This window comes from Micromonospora sp. M61 (assembly GCF_018070245.1).
GTDB classification, from domain to species: Bacteria; Actinomycetota; Actinomycetes; order Mycobacteriales; family Micromonosporaceae; genus Micromonospora; species Micromonospora zamorensis.
The window spans coordinates 46,211-62,669 of the sequence record NZ_JAGPYA010000003.1; the positions used below are offsets into that span (position 1 = coordinate 46,211).

The following is a 16,459-nucleotide window of genomic DNA, read 5'->3' on the forward strand; positions in this document are numbered from 1 at the left end:
CAACTGGTACGGCAGGTCGGGTGCTCCGCTGCCCGACACGGCCGCGCGGCGTCGAGAGGGGGCATCGTGACAGTGACCCGTGGCGGCGTGACCCTGTCGGTGCTGGCCGTGCTCGTCGGGCCCCTGCTGGCCGCCGCTCCCGCGCTCGCCGCTCCGGCACCGGTCGCCTCGATGCTCGCCGCTCCTGGGCCCGTTGCTCGGGTGCTCGCCGCTCCCGCGCCGCAGCCCGAAGGCCCGCCGGGTGGCACGTCCCAGCCATCGCCGGTGGACATCTTCGTCGAGGTGAGCCCCAGCACTGTGCAGCCCGGCTACCTGGTCGGCATCCGCGCCAGTTGTCGGGACAACTCGGTGGGCGCGACAGTCGTCTCCGACGCCTTCGGCGCGGTCGGCGTGCAGCCGCAGCGCGGGGTGCTGACCGCCGCGCCGATGGTGCGCGATCGCACTCGCCCCGGCAACTACCGGGTCAAGTTGGAGTGCCGCGACGGCGAAACTGCCTCGACCATGCTCCAGGTGGTCAAGAAGGTGCCGTCCCAGCCCAGTCGCGGCCCGGCCACCGGCTTCGGCGGGGGCGCCGGCGGGATGACCGGCAAGCTGCTGCTGCCCGGCGGCGCGGCGCTGACCATCACGGGCCTGATCCTCGCCGTGACGGCGCTGCGCCGGCCGCGCCCGGTCCACGGCGCTACGCGGCGCTGAGCCTGCCATGGCGATCTTCCGCCCCCCGTCGCCGCCGGCCGGTCCCCGCCAGCCCGGCGCTTCCGGCTCGCCGTCCGGTCCGCGCCCGTCTCCCGGTCCGCGCCCGTCTCCCGGTGCCGGTCCGTCCCCGGGTGCGCGTCCGTCGCCCGGTGCTCGCCGCTCGCGGGACGATCGCTGGCCGGAAGACGATCGCCTACCGCTGGACGACCCGTGGCCGGAGGACGACCGCCTACCGCGGGACGACCGCCCGCTGGTTGTCGACCGCCCGGCGGTGGCCGCTCGCCCGCCGACCGCCGTCACGCCTCGGCGCAGCCGTCCTCCCGGTCGTAGCCCCTGGTCCGTGCCGCTGGCCGTGGTGCTGGTGCTGGCCGGGGTCTTCGCAACCGGGGCAGGGCTGGGCCGCTCGGTCGGCCCGTTCGACTTCGCCCCGGCCGGCGGCGACCAGCCGGCCCGCAGTGAGTCGGTCGGGTTGGCGGCCAGCCGCCCGGTGCGCCTGACGGTCCCGGCGATCAAGGTGGCCGCGCCGGTGGCACCCGTCGGGCAGGCACGGGACGGCTCGATCGCCGTACCGCCTCTGGAACGCCACAACGAGACCGGCTGGTACGACCGCGGGCCCACACCCGGCGAGTCCGGCCCGGCGGTGATCGTCGGGCACGTGGACACCAAGACCGGCCCGTCGGTCTTCTACGACCTGGGCAAATTGCACCCCGGCGACCTGATCGAGGTGGCCCGGGCGGACGAGTCGGTGGTCGTGTTCCGGGTCGACACCGTCGAGCACTTCCCGAAGGACCAACTGCCCGCCGAACGGATCTACGGTCACGACGGGCCCCCCGGCCTGCGGCTGATCACCTGCGGCGGGCAGTTCATCGGCGGACGCACCGGCTACGCCGACAACGTCATCGCCTTCGCCACTCTGCAGTCCTCCCGCAAGGCCTGATCCGACGACGCCCTTCTGTCGCGCGCCGACGCCCGCCCGTCCGCCGCGGACCGCGGTTCGCCCGACTGGCGTGCCCGAGGCTCAGCGCAGGAAGTCCAGGAGTTGGCGCGTGGTCTCCTCGGGGGCCTCCTCCGGGATGAAGTGCCCGACCGGGACGGGCTCGCCTCGTACGTCGTCGGCCCACTCCCGCCAGATCGCGAGCGGATCGTCGTAGAGTTTCGCGACCTGACCGCGTTGGCTCCAGAGAAACAGCACCGGGCAGGCGATCTTGCGGTTTCCGCGGTCCGCCTCGTCCTGCTGGTAGTCCAGCGTCGCGGCCGCGCGGAACTCCTCGCAGATCGCGTGGACCCGGGCGGGATCGCTGAACTGCCTGACGTACGCCGCCCGCACCTCGGCCGGGAAGGAGTCCTTCACCTCGGGCCAGGTGTCGAGCATGAAGTCGACGAGCACGTCGGGCGCCGCGTCGATGAACTGCTCGGGCACTGGCGCCGGTGCCGCCAGGAAGGACCAGACCCAGTAGGAGAGGCTGAACGCCTTGTCGGCGCGGTTGTAGACATCTCCGATGGGAACGACGTCCATGACCGCCAGCCGCGTGACGGCGTCCGGCTCGTCCAGCGCGAGACGGTACGCGCAGCGGGCCCCGCGATCGTGGCCGACGAGCCGGAACTGCTCGTAACCGAGACTCCGCATCACCTCGATCTGGTCGCGGGCGATGGCTCGCATGCCGTACGGCTCGTAATCCGCGGTGCTCGGCGGGGTGCCGCTGTCGCCCCAGCCGCGCAGGTCGGTGACGACGACGGTGAAGTTCTCGGCGAGCCGTGGCGCGATCCGATGCCACATGAGATGCGTCTCGGGGATGCCGTGCAGCAGCAGGACCGGAGGCCCACTCCCGCCGCGACGTCCGTGGATCGTCGCGCCGGTCGTGTCGACGTCGAACTCGTCGAATCCCTCGAACATGGCCGGAATTCCCCCGCAACCTCGTGGGACCACCCGTGCCTACGGCTCGTCAGGACAGGGCGACCGATGGCCGGCTACCGCTTGGGCCGCTTCGACGTTATCAGCGGTAAAGTCCGACTCGAACGGATTCCTGCCACTGGCTCCGGCGGGTGATCCCCGACGCTGAGGGCGTGCCGCCTAGGGCTGCGGGACGTGCAGGGCCACCTCGAACTCCAGGAGGCTGGCGCCGGTCGCGACCGGGGGACGTGGCTTCTCGCCGGGCGCGGCGGCGTGGGCGGCGCGGGACGGGCCGGCGGCCCAGGCCTGATAGGCCTCCTCGGTCTCCCACCGGGTGTAGACGAAGTAGCGGGTCTCGCCGGCGACCGGCCGGAGCAGCTCGAAGCCGAGGAAACCGGGGGAGTTCTCCACCGCGCCGGCTCGGGCGGCGAACCGCTTCTCCAACTCCGCGCCGCCGCCGGGTGGGACCTCGATTGCGTTGATCTTCACGACTGCCATCTGCCCACCCTAGCCACTCAGAACGCCTCGACCACCGGGACCAGGTCCGCGTCGACCACGATCGGCGCGTGGTCCGACGGGCCCTTGCCCTTGCGGGCCTCCCGGTCCACGTACGCCGAGCGGACCGCTCGTGCGAACGGTGCGGACGCGTACACCAGGTCGATTCTCATGCCCTTGTTCTGGTGGAACATCCCGGCCCGGTAGTCCCAGTAGGTGAAGGGGTGTGGCCCCTTCATCGGGGTGGGCACGACATCGCTGAGGCCGAGGTCACGCAGCGCGGCGAGGGCCGCCCGCTCGGCCGGGGTGACGTGCGTGGAGTGGGTGAAGACCGCCGGGTCCCAGACGTCGGCGTCGGTCGGGGCGACGTTGAAGTCTCCGCAGACCGCCAGCGGGAGCCCGCCGGCCAGCTCCGCGGCCAGCGCGTCGCGCAGTGCCGCGAACCAGGCCAACTTGTACGCGTAGTGCGGGTCGTCCGGCGTCCGGCCGTTGGGCACGTACACCGACCAGACCCGTACTCCGTCGCACGTGGCGGAGATGGCCCGGGCCTCCGGGTCGGGAAAGCCGGGCTCACCGGCGAACCCGACCCGGACGTCGTCGAGCCCGACCCGGGACAGGATGGCGACCCCGTTCCACCGGCCGTCGCTGTGGCTGGCCACGGTGTAGCCGAGCTCGCCCACCTCGGGTGCGGGGAAGGCGCCGTCCGGGCACTTGGTTTCCTGTAGGCAGACGACGTCGGGGCCGGTGTCGGCCAGCCACTCCAGCAGTCGGGGCAGGCGGGCCTTCACCGAGTTGACGTTCCAGGTCGCCAGGCGCATGCCCCCAGCCTGCCGCATTCGCCCCCGCGACGCCCGGTCAGCTACCCGGGGTGTCGCCGGGACGGGTCTGTTCGGCCAGGAACCGCTCCAGTTCAGCGCCGAGTTCGTCGGCAGTGGGCAGCGGTCCGGCGTCCTGGGCGAGCAGGTTCTTCTCGCCCCGACCCCGGGCGAACGCGTCGTACTGCTCCTCCAGGGCCTGGACCAGGGCGGCGGCGTCGTCGGTCTGGGCGACCTGCCGGTCGATCTCCACCCGGACCACCTCGGCGGCCGAGCGCAGCCCGTCACCGGGCAGCAGCAGACCGGTGCTGCGGGACACCGAGGTGAGCAACACCTCGGCGGCGGCCGGGTACTCGGTCTGCGCCACGTAGTGCGGCACGTGGGCGGCGAAGCCAAGCGCGTCCCGGCCCTGCTGGCCGAGCCGGAACTCCAGCAGGTGGCCGACGCTGCCGGGCACCTGGACGCGTTGCAGCCAGGGCTCGTAGCCGGCGATCAGCTCGGGGCGGGTGGCGTGCGCGGTCACGCCGGTCGGCCGGGTGTGCGGCACCGCCATCGGGATCGAGTTGAGCCCGACGGTGAGCCGGACGTCCAACCGGGCGGCGAGGCCCGCGACGGCGGCCACGAACCGCTCCCACTGCAGGTCCGGCTCGGGGCCGGTGAGCAGCAGGAACGGCGTTTCGTCGTCATCGTGCAGCAGGTGCAGCTCCAGCTTGGGAGCGTCGATGCTCTCCCAGTGGTCCTCGACGAAGGTCATCACCGGTCGTCGGGACCGGTAGTCGAAGAGCTGGTCGACGTCGAAGGTGGCGATCGGCCGACCCTCCAGCGAGGTGAGCAGCTGCTCGCGCGCCAGCCGGCTGGCGTTGCCGGCGTCCACGAACCCGGTGAGGGCCTGGATGAGGACCGGTTGCCCGAGGTCGGGCAGATCGTCGGTGAGCTGATAGAGCTCATGTGGGTCGAGCACCGGTGCGGACCTCCCTGAAATGTGCCTGCGGAGTGCCGACGCGACGGAGGGCACCCGTTCGGGCAACGTACCCGCCATCCTGGCGCATTCCTGCTTCGGGCGATCCGCCGCCCGGGGGGTGGGAGCGATCGGACTAATCACCTGTTTACGCCGCCAGGCGAGTCCGGTCGACCGATCGGACGAGCCCGGTTCGGCCCAAAGGCCGAGTTTGTCGATCATGTCGGGTGGCGCGGTCGGATGTCCCGGCCTGTGACGGGCCGAGCCAGACTGCGTGCGCCGCCTGGTTGGTCCGGTACGCGAGGTACGTTCCCCGGGCAGGTCGAGCCGCCCAGGTCGTCCACCAGGACGGGCCGAATGTGTGGGAAGCGCCACGTGATCACCGTGCGTGATCAGGGTTTTCCCCTGCCTAGCCTCGGTTGATGCGTGACGACGGCACCCTCGACGACCCGTATGCCCCGAGTACCCCCACTGCCGATACGGAGGATGGCACCTCAACCGAACGGACAACCACCGCGAGTCGGCTCCGGGCGTACGCCCGGGACCTGACCGGTCGACGCCGGGCGCAGGTGGCGCTGGCGACGGGCGTGTTGTGCTGCCTCGGCCTGGCCGCCGTCGCACAGGTCCGCGACGAGTCCGCCGACGCGGCGACGCGGGAGGGGGCGATCTCCAACTCCGAGTTGGCGCAGCGCGCCGAGCAGCAGAGTGCGTCCCGTGGCCTCGACCGGGTGGCTGCCCCGAGCACCTCCGCCGCTGTTCCGTCCACCGCGGCGACCCCCGCCGACCCGGACACCAGCGCGCCGGCCCGGAAGGCCGCCCCGGCTCGCCCGACCGACCCGGCACCCGTCGCCGGGCTGGACGAGGACCAGATGGAGAACGCGGAGGCGATCGTCCGTGCCGGCCGCAAGATGGGGGTGCCCCGGCGTGGGCTGGTGATCGCGGTGGCCACCGCCATGCAGGAGAGCAACCTCTACAACGTGGCCAGCGGCGTGCTGCCCGAGTCGCAGGACTACCCGCACCAGGGCGTCGGCTGGGACCACGACTCGGTCGGGTTGTTCCAGCAGCGTTCGAGCAGCGGTTGGGGCCCGGTGGGTCGGCTGATGGACCCCGAGTTCGCCACCCGGCAGTTCCTCGCCGCGCTGGAACAGGTGCCCGGCTGGCAGCGGATGCGGCTCACCGACGCCGCTCAGGCGGTGCAGGTCTCCGCGTACCCCGAGCACTACCAGCAGCACGAGTGGCGGGCCACCCGGGTCGTCGACGCCATCGTGCCGACGGGGCGGTAACCTACCGCCCACTGTGGACGGTGAGGGTTGAGGCTGTCGCATCCTGGGTACATGTGTTGCGGGTTAGGGGTACACATGACAGCGGGACCATCGACAGGAGGACGCCATGTCACTGATGCAGCGAATCACCATGTTCCTGAGATCGCCGAAGGGGCAGCAGCTGGTGGAGCGAGGCCGTCGGGAGATGGCCAAGCCGGGCAACCAGCAGAAGCTCAAGGGGCTGGCGGCTCGGTTCTCCAACCGCCGCCGCTGACCGCTCCATCGGCCGCCCTGTCCGCCTTTCCCACCCCTCGGGAGACCCGGTGACCGACACCCCATCCGTCGGCGGCCAACCTGCCGCCCCTGCCCCCCAGCCGTCCGTCGGCCTGCCGACCGGGCCGGTGGACGCCCCCGAGGGTCCGCCGGCCCGTCTCTGGGACCGGATGCGCGACGATCCGCAGTACGCCCCGGAGCACCTGGCCCTTGAGGCGGTGCGCCGGCTCGGGCCGGAGGCCGCGCAGTGGGCCGTCCGGGCCCGAGCAGAACAGCCCGGCGTGTCGGCCGACGTCCTTGCCGACCAGGCGGCCCGCAAGTTCGTCAACCTGGCCCGGCTGTCCGGCGCCGTCTCCGGAGCGGCGGGGCTGCCCGGGGCCGTGATCGACGTGGGCGTCCTGGCCTGGACCCAGGCGCGGATGGTGCTGCACATTGCCGCCGCGTACGACGTCGACCCGCTGCACGGCGACCGGGCCACCGACCTGCTGGTGCTCCAGCGCGTGCACAAGGTCGCCGAGAGCGCCCGGCTGGCCCTCGGTGTGGCCGCCGGTCGGGAACGCGCCGACGCGCTCTTCGGCTCCGGCGGCCGGCGCCCGCTCGGCCGGGTCATGCTGCAACTCGGCGTCCGGCTGGCCCAGATGGCCGGCGTTCGGGCCGCCAAGCGGATGGTCGCCAAGATCATCCCAGGTGCGGCCATCGTCCTCGGCACCTGGGCCAACTCGTCCGCCACGAAGGACCTGGCGCAGCGATCCCGGGCCCTGTACCGCTCCCGCGGCGTCGCCGTCCCGGAGCCCCGCCGCCACTGACCGCGGGCCAGCCTGGTCAGCCGGCCAGCCTGGTCAGCCGGCCAGCCTGGTCAGTTGGCCAGGCCGGACGAGCGCCAGGTGACCTCGGCGAGCCGGCCCTGGCCGGTGGCGTTGGGGTGGAACCAGTCCAGCGGGTTGAGCAGGTCCAGAGTGAATCGGACCTTGTGCACCGCTCCACCGTCGTGCCGGCAGCGGGAGCCGTACGCCCGGCAGGCCGCCACCAACTCGGCGTTGTACGCGTTGATCCGGTTCCGGACGGCGGCCCGGCGCGCCCGGTCGGCGGGCGCGGTCGAGGTCGCCTCGGCCAGCAGGGACGGGCAGATGCCCCGCCTCCACGCCCGTACGGCCCGGGCGTCGTCGTGCCCGACCTCCCAGAGCCGGTACAGGTCGGGGATGCTCACCACCAGCACCCGGGCCTTCGGTCGGCCGGTCCGCAGCACCCGTAGGCCCCGGTCGACGTCGGCCCGGAACTGCGCCACCGGGGTCATCGCGTCCACCCCGCCCCGGCAGACGTCGTTGGCGCCGATCAGCACTGTGACGTAGTCGGCGCGGTCGCGTACCGCTGCCTGGGCCTGACCCTCCAGCGCGTCCGCGCGGGCGCCGGGACGGGCGTGGTTGTACGTCCGGTCGCGGATCGCCGAATTCTGTTCCAGCAGTCGCCGGTAGTGGCTCTCCACCCGCAGGCCGTCCCCCGTCGACCAGGAGTTGCGCTCGCATGAGGTGAGCACGAGGCAGGAGGCGAAGCCCGTGGTGATCGAGTCTCCGAGTGCGGCGATGCCGCCCGGGCCGCTCGACGGCGGTGCGCTCCTGGTGGGGCGTGGTGTCGCGGAGGTGCCGCCCTCGCAGGCCAGCGCCACCAGCGCCGCGAGACAGGCCAGGGCGGTGACCCCCCGTCGAGGCATGACGTCCCCTCCCACAGCACAGAGCGACAGCGCGGTAACTCTATGCGTAGGACGTGGTGTGCCGGGGAGGTGCTGTCGGGTATGCGGCAGAGCGCCGACGCTGGTGCCAGCGGGGTGCTATAAGGCCCGCCAGGGCGCGGGCTGACCGTGCAGCCACCAGTGCAGCGCCCGGGTGATCCGGGGCAGCACGAGATAGGTCATCAGCGGGGTCAGGCAGAGGGTCATCAGCAGCACCCGTGCCGCCAGCGGCACCGCGTCGAGGAAACGGCTGGTCAGCAGGGTGGCGCTGAGGCTCAGCGGAAAGAACGCCAGCCAGATCGTCACCGCCTGCTTCCACCTCGGAGGCGTGGTCGGCCCGACCGGGCCGACCGGCTCGACCGGGTCCACCGAGTGCTCAAGCGGAGGGTCGAACCAGCCCTCGATCCCGGTACGCCGCTCGACCCGGGTGTGCTCGACGATGCCCTGCGCCGAGCTGAGCCACCAGTGCCGCTGCGGCGACTCCTCCCACCGGTGCAGCGTCTCGGCGTCGGCGAAGCGGTAGAGCATGTGCCACTCCGGCGAACCGGGGCCGCTCTGCACCCAGCCGGCGCCGAGGAACCCGGGGAACGCCTCGGCCAACGCGGTGCCGGCCCGCATCCACGCCACCATCTCGCTGGACCGTGCCGGGTCGACACGGCGGGCGATGGCGACGGTCACCGGCACGGCGAGGGTCAATGACATGCGTCCATCCTGCGGTCGGCAGGGGCCACGACGCGAACGGATGTAATCGAGCACACCGGCGCGCTCCGGTGCCGCCCGCCCGTGCAGGCCACCGGCCGGAACCTGTCGGTGGTCGTTCGCGACCGACCGAGGTGTCCGAGGCCGGTTAACGCTGGCGATCGGGGGTAGGTCCCTGAGCATGACGAGATCGCAGCCCCGGCGCGCCCGTGGCACGGTCGGCCACGCGAACAGCGCGCTGAACCTCCGTCTCACCCTCGCCAGCTTCGGGCTGGTGATCATGGTGCTCTTCGCGGTGCTGGCATTCTGGGCCGGCATCGCCTGGCTGGGCGTCGTCTGTGCGATCTTCGCTGTGGTCGCCGTGGTCGACCTGGTCGTGATCCAGCGCCGCCGCGCCGCCCGCCGCCGCGAGGAGCCGGGCGTACGACACTCGTTGTTCGAGTGACAGGAGGACGAGATGCCCCACATCGCCACCACCAACCCCGCCACCGGCCAGGTGCTCAAGACCTATGAGGCGATGTCCACCGAGCAACTCGACGGTGCCATCGAGCGCGCCGACCTCGCGTACCAGCAGTTGCGGGAGACGACCGTCGACCAGCGCGCCCAGTGGATGAACGCCGCCGCCGACCTGCTCGACGCCGAGCGCGACGAGATCGCCCGGATCATGACCACGGAGATGGGCAAGACCTACGTGTCGGCGCAGGCCGAGGTGACGAAGTGCGCCACGGCCGCCCGCTTCTACGCCGACAAGGCCCCGGCGTTCCTCGCCGACGAGCCGGCCGACGCCGACGCCGTGAAGGCGACCCGAGCGTTCATCCGCTACCAGCCGATCGGTGCGGTGCTCGCGGTGATGCCGTGGAACTTCCCGCTCTGGCAGGTGATGCGCTTCGCCGCGCCGGCGCTGATGGCCGGCAACACCGGCCTGCTCAAGCACGCCTCGAACGTGCCGCAGACCGCGCTGCTGCTGGAGGACGTGTTTCGGCGGGCCGGCTTCCCCGAGGGGGCCTTCACCACCGTGCTGGTCGGCTCGGAGGCCGTCGAGAGGATCCTCAGCGACCCCCGGGTGCGCGCCGCCACGCTCACCGGCAGCGAACCGGCCGGCCGGTCCATCGCCCAGATCGCCGGACGGGAGCTGAAGAAGACCGTCCTCGAACTCGGCGGCAGCGACCCCTTCGTCGTGATGCCCTCGGCCGACGTGGACCGGGCCGCCGAGGTGGCCACCACGGCCCGCTGCCAGAACAACGGCCAGTCCTGCATCGCCGCGAAGCGGTTCATCGTGCACACCGACGTGTTCGACGCCTTCGCGGAGAAGTTCGCCGCGAACATGGCCGCGCTGCGGGTCGGCGACCCGATGGACCCGGACACCGACGTGGGGCCGCTGGCCAGCGAGCGGGGCCGTGACGAGGTGCACGCCCAGGTCCAGGACGCCGTGGACAACGGCGCGACGGTGCTCTGCGGTGGCGAGCTGCCAAGCGGCGACGGCTGGTTCTACCCGCCCACAGTGGTCACCGACCTCACCCCGCAGATGCGGATGTGGTCCGAGGAGGTCTTCGGCCCGGTCGCCGGCCTGTTCCGGGTCTCGTCGTACGAGGAAGCGATCGAGGTCGCCAACGGCACCAGCTTCGGGCTCGGCTCGAACGCCTGGACGCGGGACCCGGCCGAGCAGGAGCGCTTCGCCACGGACCTCGACGCGGGCAACGTCTTCATCAACGGCATGACGACGTCCTACCCGGAGTTGCCGTTCGGTGGTGTGAAGAACTCGGGCTACGGGCGCGAGCTGTCGGCGCTGGGCATGCGGGAGTTCTGCAACACCAAGACGGTCTGGGTGGGTGAGGGCGCCGCCTCGGCCGGCGCCGGGGCGCACGCCGAGTAGTTCGGGGCGCGGCACGCGTCAGCCGGTGCCGTCGTGGGTAGGAAGTGTGCCCATGACGTCGTTCGGTTTTCACGCCTCGCATGAGCAGATCGGTCCACGCGCCCTGTTGGAGGCGGTGATGCACGCCGAGCGGGCAGGCTTCGACGCGGCCATGTGCTCCGACCACTTCTCGCCGTGGAGCGCGCGGCAGGGCGAGTCCGGCTTCGCCTGGTCCTGGCTGGGCTCCGCGTTGCAGGCCACCGGCATGCCGTTCGGTGTTGTCAACGCGCCCGGCCAGCGGTACCACCCGGCGATCATCGCGCAGGCGATCGGCACGCTCGGCGCGATGTACCCAGGCCGGTTCTGGGCGGCGCTGGGCACCGGCGAGGCCAGCAACGAGCACATCACCGGCGACCCGTGGCCGCGCAAGGACGTACGCGCCGCCCGGCTGCGCGAGTGCGTGGACGTGATCCGCGCGCTGTTGGCCGGCGAGGAGGTCAGCCACGACGGCCTGGTCCGGGTGGACCGAGCCCGGCTGTGGACCCGCCCGGAGCAGCCGCCCGCGTTGGTCGGCGCCGCCGTCAGCGTGGCCACCGCCCGCTGGTGCGCCGAGTGGGCGGACGGGCTGATCACCGTGAACGCGCCGAAGGCACACCTGCGCGAGATGATCGACGCGTACCGGGACGCCGGTGGGCGCGGGCCACTGCACCTGCAGGTGCACGTCTCCTGGGCGTCTGAGCAGGCGCAGGCCGAGGCCATCGCCCACGACCAGTGGCGCAGCAACGTCTTCGCCCCGCCGGTCTGCTGGGACCTGGAGACCGTCGAGCACTTCGACGTGGTCTCCGCGGACGTGCCGGCGCAGCGGGTCGCCGAGGTGGTCAACGTGTCCGCGGACCTGGGTCGGCATGTCGGCTGGTTGGAAGAGTACGTCGAACTCGGCTTCGACCAGATCGCCCTGCACCACGTCGGGCAGGAGCAGCGCGGCTTCATCGACGCGTTCGGCGCGGAGGTGCTGCCGAAGTTGCGCCCGGCCGGCTGATCGAGGGCTCAACCGACGGACCCCTAGGCTCGTACCCCATGGAAAGCCTGTTTCCGGTCGTCGTCTTCCTGGCGATCGCCACCCTGGGTGCCGCGCTGGCCCGCCGGCTCGGCCTGCTCGCGCCGATCGTGCTGGTCGTGCTCGGTCTGGCGCTCTCGTTCGTACCGGGCTTCCCCCAGGTGGAACTCGACCCCGAGCTGGTGCTGATCGGCATCCTGCCGCCGCTGCTCTACGTGGCCGCACTGGAGACCTCGGTGCCGGCGTTCAAGAACAACATCCGGCCGATCCTGCTGCTCGCGGTCGGCCTGGTGTTGTTCACCGCGTTCGTGGTCGGGCTGGTGCTGCACCTGCTGCTGCCGCAGTTGCCGTTCGCGATCTGCCTGGCCCTCGGCGCGGTGGTCGCCCCGCCGGACGCCGTGGCCGCCACGGCAGTGGCCCGGCGGGTGGGCCTGCCCCGCCGGGTCGTCACCATCCTGGAGGGGGAGAGCCTGGTCAACGACGCCACCGCGCTGGTGCTGCTGCGGGTCGCGACGATGGCCACCATCGGATCTGCGGTCGGCACGGCCGAGGTCGCCGTCGAGGTGCTGCGGGCCACCGGCGGCGGGATCCTGATCGGGGCGCTCGGCGCGTTTGTCTTCGGTTTCCTGCACCGGCGGATCACCGACCCTCTGCTGGACAACGCGCTGTCGTTGATCATCCCGTTCGCGGTGGTGTTCACCGCCGAGCACCTGCACGCCTCCGGTGTGGTCGCGGTGGTCGTCACCGGTCTGGTGCTCGGGCACAAGCTGCCGCAGCTGCTGTCGGCGGCATCCCGGTTGCAGATCGGCGCGTTCTGGCGGCTGGTCCGGTTCCTGCTGGAGGGCCTGGTCTTCCTGCTGGTGGGGCTCCAGCTGCGGGAGGTGCTGCACGACCTCGACGAACCGGTCGGCTCGCTCGTCATCACCACATTCGCGGTGCTCGCCGCCGTCTTCCTGACCCGGTTCATCTGGCTCTTCCCGGCCACCTACCTGGCCCGGTTGGTGCCCCGCGTCCGCCGACGCGACCCCAGGCCGTCGCCGAAGTTGCCGATCATCATCGGCTGGGCCGGGATGCGCGGCGTGGTGACCCTGGCCGCCGCGCTCGCGCTGCCGCTGACCCTGGCCGACGGCGAGCCGTACCCCCGGGCGTTGCTCATCTGGCTGGCCTTCGCGGTGATCGTTTTCACGCTGGTCGGCCAGGGCGCCACGCTGCCGCTGGTCGCCCGTCGGTTGAAGCTGCCGCAGGACGACCCGGTGCAGGACGCGCTGTCCGCGGCCGGTGTGCAGCAGCAGGCCAGCCGGGCTGCCCAGGAGCGTCTCGACGAGCTGGCCGACAGCGCACCTGACGCGGTGGTGGACCGGCTGCGCCGAGCGGTGGAGGACCGCACCAACATGGCCTGGGAACGGCTCGGTGGCACCGAGCGGGAGACCCCGTCGCAGGCGTACGGTCGGTTGCGACAAGAGATGATCGACGCCGAGCGGGATGTGTTCCGGGCTGCCCGGGACTCCGGTCGGATCCCTGAGGAGGTGCTGGTGCAGGCCTATCGTGATCTGGACCTGGAGGAGTCGTTGCTGAGGGAGGCAGGGAAGTGAGCTGTCAGCACCTGACCGAGGCGGGTGCCGCCGAGGCGCGCACCCCCGACGAGTGCGAGGACTGCGTCGCCATCGGCGAGACCTACTGGGTGCACCTGCGCACCTGCCTGAGCTGTGGGCAGGTCGGCTGCTGCGACTCGTCGCCGAACCAGCACGCGAGCAAGCACTTCGCGTCCACCGGCCACCCGGTGATCCGCTCGGCGCAGCCGGGCGAGGCCTGGCGATGGTGCTTCGTCGACGAGGAGATCGGCTGACGGTCAGACCGGGTGCGGTGACCAGTCAGCGCGATCGGTGCGGTCAGCGCGGTCGGCGCGGTCGGCCAGGGCGCGGCGGGTGAGCGGCGGTACGGCGAGGCCGGTGAGCGCGAGCAACCCCGCCAGCGCCAGCCAGCCGACCGGGCCACCGTCGATGATCAACCAGGTCAGCAGGGCCGGGCCGGCAGCGCGGACCAGCCCGGCGAGCAGTCCGTCGACCCCCTGGTAGGCGCCGAGGGCGTCCGGGGCGGCGAGGTCGTAGGCCAGCGCCGCCCCGGCCCCGGCGTGCCACAGGTCGCCCATGGTGTAGATCACCGTCGCCGCCAGCAGCAGGCCGATCGCCACCGCGGTGGGCACGACGGCGGTCGCGGCCCAGAGCAGCATCCCGGCCGCGAGCACCAACCCCGCCCGGCGCATCGTCGTCGCCGCCGGCGCCGCGTGCCGAGCGCTCCCGCTGAGCCGTACGGCGAGCAGCACGGTGAGCAGCGTGTTGACCAGCAGGAGGGCGGAAACCGTCACCGGAGGCGCATCGGTGTGCGCGACCACCCACAGCGGCAGCACCAGCGTCAACGCCACGTGGTGCACGGAGAGCACCGCCGAGGCGCCGGCGACCGCGAGGAACGGCCCGTCGCGCAACGCCCGGCCGGCTCGCTGCCGCAGTGGTCGCCGGGCCGGCGGGTACGCCGGGAGCCGCATGATCAGCGCCGCCGAGACGAGATAGGTGCCGACGTTGCCGAGCACCAGCAGTCGGTACGCCCACCCGGTGTCCGCCACCAGCGCGAACGCGGCCAGCCCCGCACCGAGCGCCACGCCCAGGTTGGCCACCGCGCGCAAGGTGGCGAAGGCGTACACCCGGCCCTCGGGGCCGCCCACCGCCGCGACCAGCGCGGCGCGGACGGCGAGGTTGCCGGAGATCAGCAGAGCGTCCAGTGTGGCCACCAGCAGAAAGACCGGGAAAGAGTCGACCAGCAGGTACGCGGCGGCGACAACCGCCTGCGCCAGTTGCAGGACGGCGCGGAGGCTCCGGGGGTCACGTCGGTCGGCGAGCCCGCCGAGCGGCACGCTGGCAGTGAGCCCGACCAGGCCGGCGAGAGTGAGCCCGAGCCCCACCTCGGTCGGGGTCAGCCCCACGGCGCGGGTGAGGAAGAGCGCCGCACCCGTCACCCACAGCCCCGTGCCGACCGTGTTGGCGAGGGTGGCCAGCGACAGGGTGCGCAGCCGACCGGGCGGCGGCAGCGGCGACAGCGACCGCCAACGGCCGCGAACCTCCGCCGTGGTGCCCATCCACCGACCCTAGAGCCGCCACCTGCTCGTCGATGCCCCGCACAGTGCGGTGCCCGTCACAGCCCCTCCGGGTCGCCTGCCGGCTCTTGATCTGCTCGCGCTGCGCGCCTGCTCGCGCTGCGCGCCTGCTCGCGCTGCGCGCCTGCTCGCGCTGCGCGCCTGCTCGCGCTGCGCGCCTGCTCGCGCTGCGCGCCTGTCCGGCGGCGTCGACCTTTTCGGCGGGCAGGCTTGTTCGGCGGCGCAGGCTTGTTTGGCGGGGTCGGACCAGTGATGGGTCACGTTCGCCGGTGGTACTGGTTGCGGCGGGGGAGCCGGTCGGGATCGAGCCAGGCCGGCGGGACGAATTCGGGCCGACCGTCGCCGCCGAGCCGGACGGTCCACTCGCCACGGTGGACGTGTCGGTGATGGTGGGCGCAGAGCAGCACGGCGTTGGCCAGGCTCGTGCTGCCGCCGTCGGCCCAGTGGTGGATGTGGTGGGCGTCGCACCAGCGGGGCGGGCGGTCGCAGCCCGGGAAGGCGCAGCCGCGGTCGCGCAGGACCAGGGCGCGTCGCAGGGGGCCGCTGACGAGCCGACGCTGCCTGCCCACGTCGAGCGTCTGGCCGGCGCCGCCGAGGACGGCGGGCAGGATCGCCGCGTCGCAGGCGAGCCGGCGAACGGTCTCCGGGGTGAGCCGAAGGTCGGTGTCGAGAGTGCCGGCGTCGAGCTGCCGGGCCAACGTCTCGAAGCTTGTGGTGACGACGAGTTGGGCGGGGTCGCCGCCGTGCTCGGGCAAGTCGCCGGTGCGCAGGGCAAGCCGGCAGAGGTCGGCGAGCGCGTCGTGCCGGCGTTGCCCGGGACAACGCGGATCGTCCGGACCGGACGGTGCGGTCAGGGGGTCGATCGCGGCGCGCAGCAGGCCGGCCGCCTCAGCGTCCAGGCTGCCGGCCAGCCGCAGCCGGCCGTCCGACAGCTCGGACAGCGTGACATGGCGATCCCGGCTGGCTCGGCGGGCCTCGGCCTCCAGCGCCGCCCGGGCGGCGGCTTCGGCGACCTCCGGGGCGACGTGATCGAGGATGCGGGTGCCCAGCTTGCGCAGCAGGGTCGGCTCGAACTGCCCGGCCCACTCGACCAGGACGCCGGCCGCCTTCCCGGCCGCCTCGGCGCCGGCGGCCGTGTGCACCGTGCTGACCGTGTCGCCGATGACCCGGGCCTGCTCGACGCTGATATCACCGCTGGCCAGAGCAGCGCGCACGCCTGGCGCTCCGGCGTCCAACGCACCGGCGAGATCGACCAGCCGGCGAGCGGCGGAGACGCTGAGCCGCAGCCGGTCCCGAAGCCACACCACCGTCGAGGATGCGCCCTGCGTGGTCCCGGTGCCTCGACCGTCCAGCTCCCGCACGAGGTCCAGCTTGACCGCGGCCAGGCGTTGCTCGAGTCGGTGCGCGGCGTCGAGTGCCGCGACGAGGTCGTGCTCCGGAAGAGCCCACGCCGGTGCGTCGAGGCAGTTGGCGACCGCCGTCTCCGCATGCGTCAACTCCTCCAACATGGAACGAGAATAGAACAGCTGTACGACAGTTTCGGGTTCGGTCAGCAGGCCAAGCTCGGCGGCTTCCGGCGGTGGAGATGAG

At 72.5% G+C, this 16,459-nt stretch carries 18 protein-coding genes; 10 read left to right on the forward strand and 8 right to left on the reverse strand.

Annotated features, from left to right (window positions below):
• Positions 1-63: 63 nt before the first annotated feature.
• Both KBX34_RS02460 and KBX34_RS02465 read left to right on the forward strand, forming a co-directional pair.
• Positions 64-693, forward strand: coding sequence for a hypothetical protein (locus tag KBX34_RS02460; RefSeq protein ID WP_210923163.1), 630 nt, complete (start codon positions 64-66; stop codon positions 691-693).
• Between the two features lie 271 nt (positions 694-964).
• Complete coding sequence (locus tag KBX34_RS02465) at positions 965-1,630, forward strand: class F sortase (RefSeq protein WP_307871312.1); 666 nt, start codon at positions 965-967, stop codon at positions 1,628-1,630.
• 81 nt (positions 1,631-1,711) lie between these two features.
• On the opposite strand, the gene KBX34_RS02470 is transcribed toward KBX34_RS02465, so the two are convergent.
• The 4 genes from KBX34_RS02470 to KBX34_RS02485 all read right to left on the reverse strand — a co-directional run bounded on the left by KBX34_RS02470 (position 1,712) and on the right by KBX34_RS02485 (position 4,855).
• Positions 1,712-2,587, reverse strand: a complete 876-nt coding sequence (locus tag KBX34_RS02470; RefSeq protein WP_210923036.1) for an alpha/beta fold hydrolase — start codon at positions 2,585-2,587, stop codon at positions 1,712-1,714.
• Positions 2,588-2,764: 177 nt separating this feature from the next.
• Positions 2,765-3,082, reverse strand: a complete 318-nt coding sequence (locus KBX34_RS02475; RefSeq protein ID WP_088947279.1) for an antibiotic biosynthesis monooxygenase — start codon at positions 3,080-3,082, stop codon at positions 2,765-2,767.
• A gap of 17 nt (positions 3,083-3,099) precedes the next feature.
• Positions 3,100-3,897: an exodeoxyribonuclease III gene (locus KBX34_RS02480; RefSeq protein WP_088951605.1), complete on the reverse strand. Its 798-nt coding sequence runs from the start codon at positions 3,895-3,897 to the stop codon at positions 3,100-3,102.
• Positions 3,898-3,934: 37 nt separating this feature from the next.
• The gene (locus tag KBX34_RS02485) at positions 3,935-4,855 is read right to left on the reverse strand and encodes a proteasome assembly chaperone family protein (RefSeq protein WP_088947280.1); all 921 of its coding nucleotides are present in this window, start codon (positions 4,853-4,855) and stop codon (positions 3,935-3,937) included.
• Between the two features lie 419 nt (positions 4,856-5,274).
• Here KBX34_RS02485 and KBX34_RS02490 point away from each other — a divergent pair, with 419 nt between their 5' ends.
• The 3 genes from KBX34_RS02490 (at position 5,275) to KBX34_RS02500 (ending at position 7,193) form a co-directional block, all read left to right on the forward strand.
• Positions 5,275-6,135, forward strand: a complete 861-nt coding sequence (locus KBX34_RS02490) for a peptidase M23 (RefSeq protein WP_210923038.1) — start codon at positions 5,275-5,277, stop codon at positions 6,133-6,135.
• Between the two features lie 106 nt (positions 6,136-6,241).
• Positions 6,242-6,388, forward strand: a complete 147-nt coding sequence (locus KBX34_RS02495) for a hypothetical protein (protein WP_172861992.1) — start codon at positions 6,242-6,244, stop codon at positions 6,386-6,388.
• A 49-nt stretch (positions 6,389-6,437) separates the two neighbouring features.
• Positions 6,438-7,193 carry an EcsC family protein gene (locus tag KBX34_RS02500; protein WP_210793135.1) on the forward strand — a complete coding sequence of 252 codons (756 nt, stop codon included), beginning with the start codon at positions 6,438-6,440 and terminating at the stop codon, positions 7,191-7,193.
• Positions 7,194-7,243: 50 nt separating this feature from the next.
• On the opposite strand, the gene KBX34_RS02505 is transcribed toward KBX34_RS02500, so the two are convergent.
• Positions 7,244-8,095, reverse strand: coding sequence for a GDSL-type esterase/lipase family protein (locus KBX34_RS02505; RefSeq protein ID WP_210923040.1), 852 nt, complete (start codon positions 8,093-8,095; stop codon positions 7,244-7,246).
• A gap of 117 nt (positions 8,096-8,212) precedes the next feature.
• A complete protein-coding gene (locus tag KBX34_RS02510; protein ID WP_088947284.1) occupies positions 8,213-8,815 on the reverse strand; it encodes an antibiotic biosynthesis monooxygenase in 603 nt (200 codons plus the stop codon).
• 178 nt (positions 8,816-8,993) lie between these two features.
• On the opposite strand from KBX34_RS02510, the gene KBX34_RS02515 reads away from it, so the two are divergent.
• From KBX34_RS02515 to KBX34_RS02535, 5 genes are read left to right on the forward strand one after another with little or no spacing between them, the layout of a single operon-like run.
• Positions 8,994-9,257, forward strand: a complete 264-nt coding sequence (locus tag KBX34_RS02515) for a DUF6343 family protein (RefSeq protein WP_088947285.1) — start codon at positions 8,994-8,996, stop codon at positions 9,255-9,257.
• Positions 9,258-9,269: 12 nt separating this feature from the next.
• Positions 9,270-10,685: an NADP-dependent succinic semialdehyde dehydrogenase gene (locus KBX34_RS02520; RefSeq protein WP_210923041.1), complete on the forward strand. Its 1,416-nt coding sequence runs from the start codon at positions 9,270-9,272 to the stop codon at positions 10,683-10,685.
• 52 nt (positions 10,686-10,737) lie between these two features.
• On the forward strand, positions 10,738-11,703 hold the full coding sequence (locus KBX34_RS02525; protein WP_099852050.1) for a TIGR03885 family FMN-dependent LLM class oxidoreductase: 966 nt from the start codon (positions 10,738-10,740) through the stop codon (positions 11,701-11,703).
• A 38-nt stretch (positions 11,704-11,741) separates the two neighbouring features.
• Positions 11,742-13,313 carry a Na+/H+ antiporter gene (locus KBX34_RS02530; RefSeq protein ID WP_099852051.1) on the forward strand — a complete coding sequence of 524 codons (1,572 nt, stop codon included), beginning with the start codon at positions 11,742-11,744 and terminating at the stop codon, positions 13,311-13,313.
• Positions 13,310-13,567 carry a UBP-type zinc finger domain-containing protein gene (locus KBX34_RS02535; RefSeq protein ID WP_088947289.1) on the forward strand — a complete coding sequence of 86 codons (258 nt, stop codon included), beginning with the start codon at positions 13,310-13,312 and terminating at the stop codon, positions 13,565-13,567. Before KBX34_RS02530 ends, KBX34_RS02535 begins: the two co-directional genes overlap by 4 nt.
• 3 nt (positions 13,568-13,570) lie before the next feature.
• Here KBX34_RS02535 and KBX34_RS02540 read toward each other — a convergent pair whose 3' ends face one another.
• Together KBX34_RS02540 and KBX34_RS02545 are read right to left on the reverse strand one after the other, a co-directional pair.
• Positions 13,571-14,851: an MFS transporter gene (locus KBX34_RS02540; protein WP_210923044.1), complete on the reverse strand. Its 1,281-nt coding sequence runs from the start codon at positions 14,849-14,851 to the stop codon at positions 13,571-13,573.
• A gap of 275 nt (positions 14,852-15,126) precedes the next feature.
• Entirely contained in the window at positions 15,127-16,377 is a 1,251-nt protein-coding gene (locus KBX34_RS02545) for an HNH endonuclease signature motif containing protein (protein WP_210923046.1), read from the reverse strand.
• Positions 16,378-16,459 lie beyond the last annotated feature (82 nt).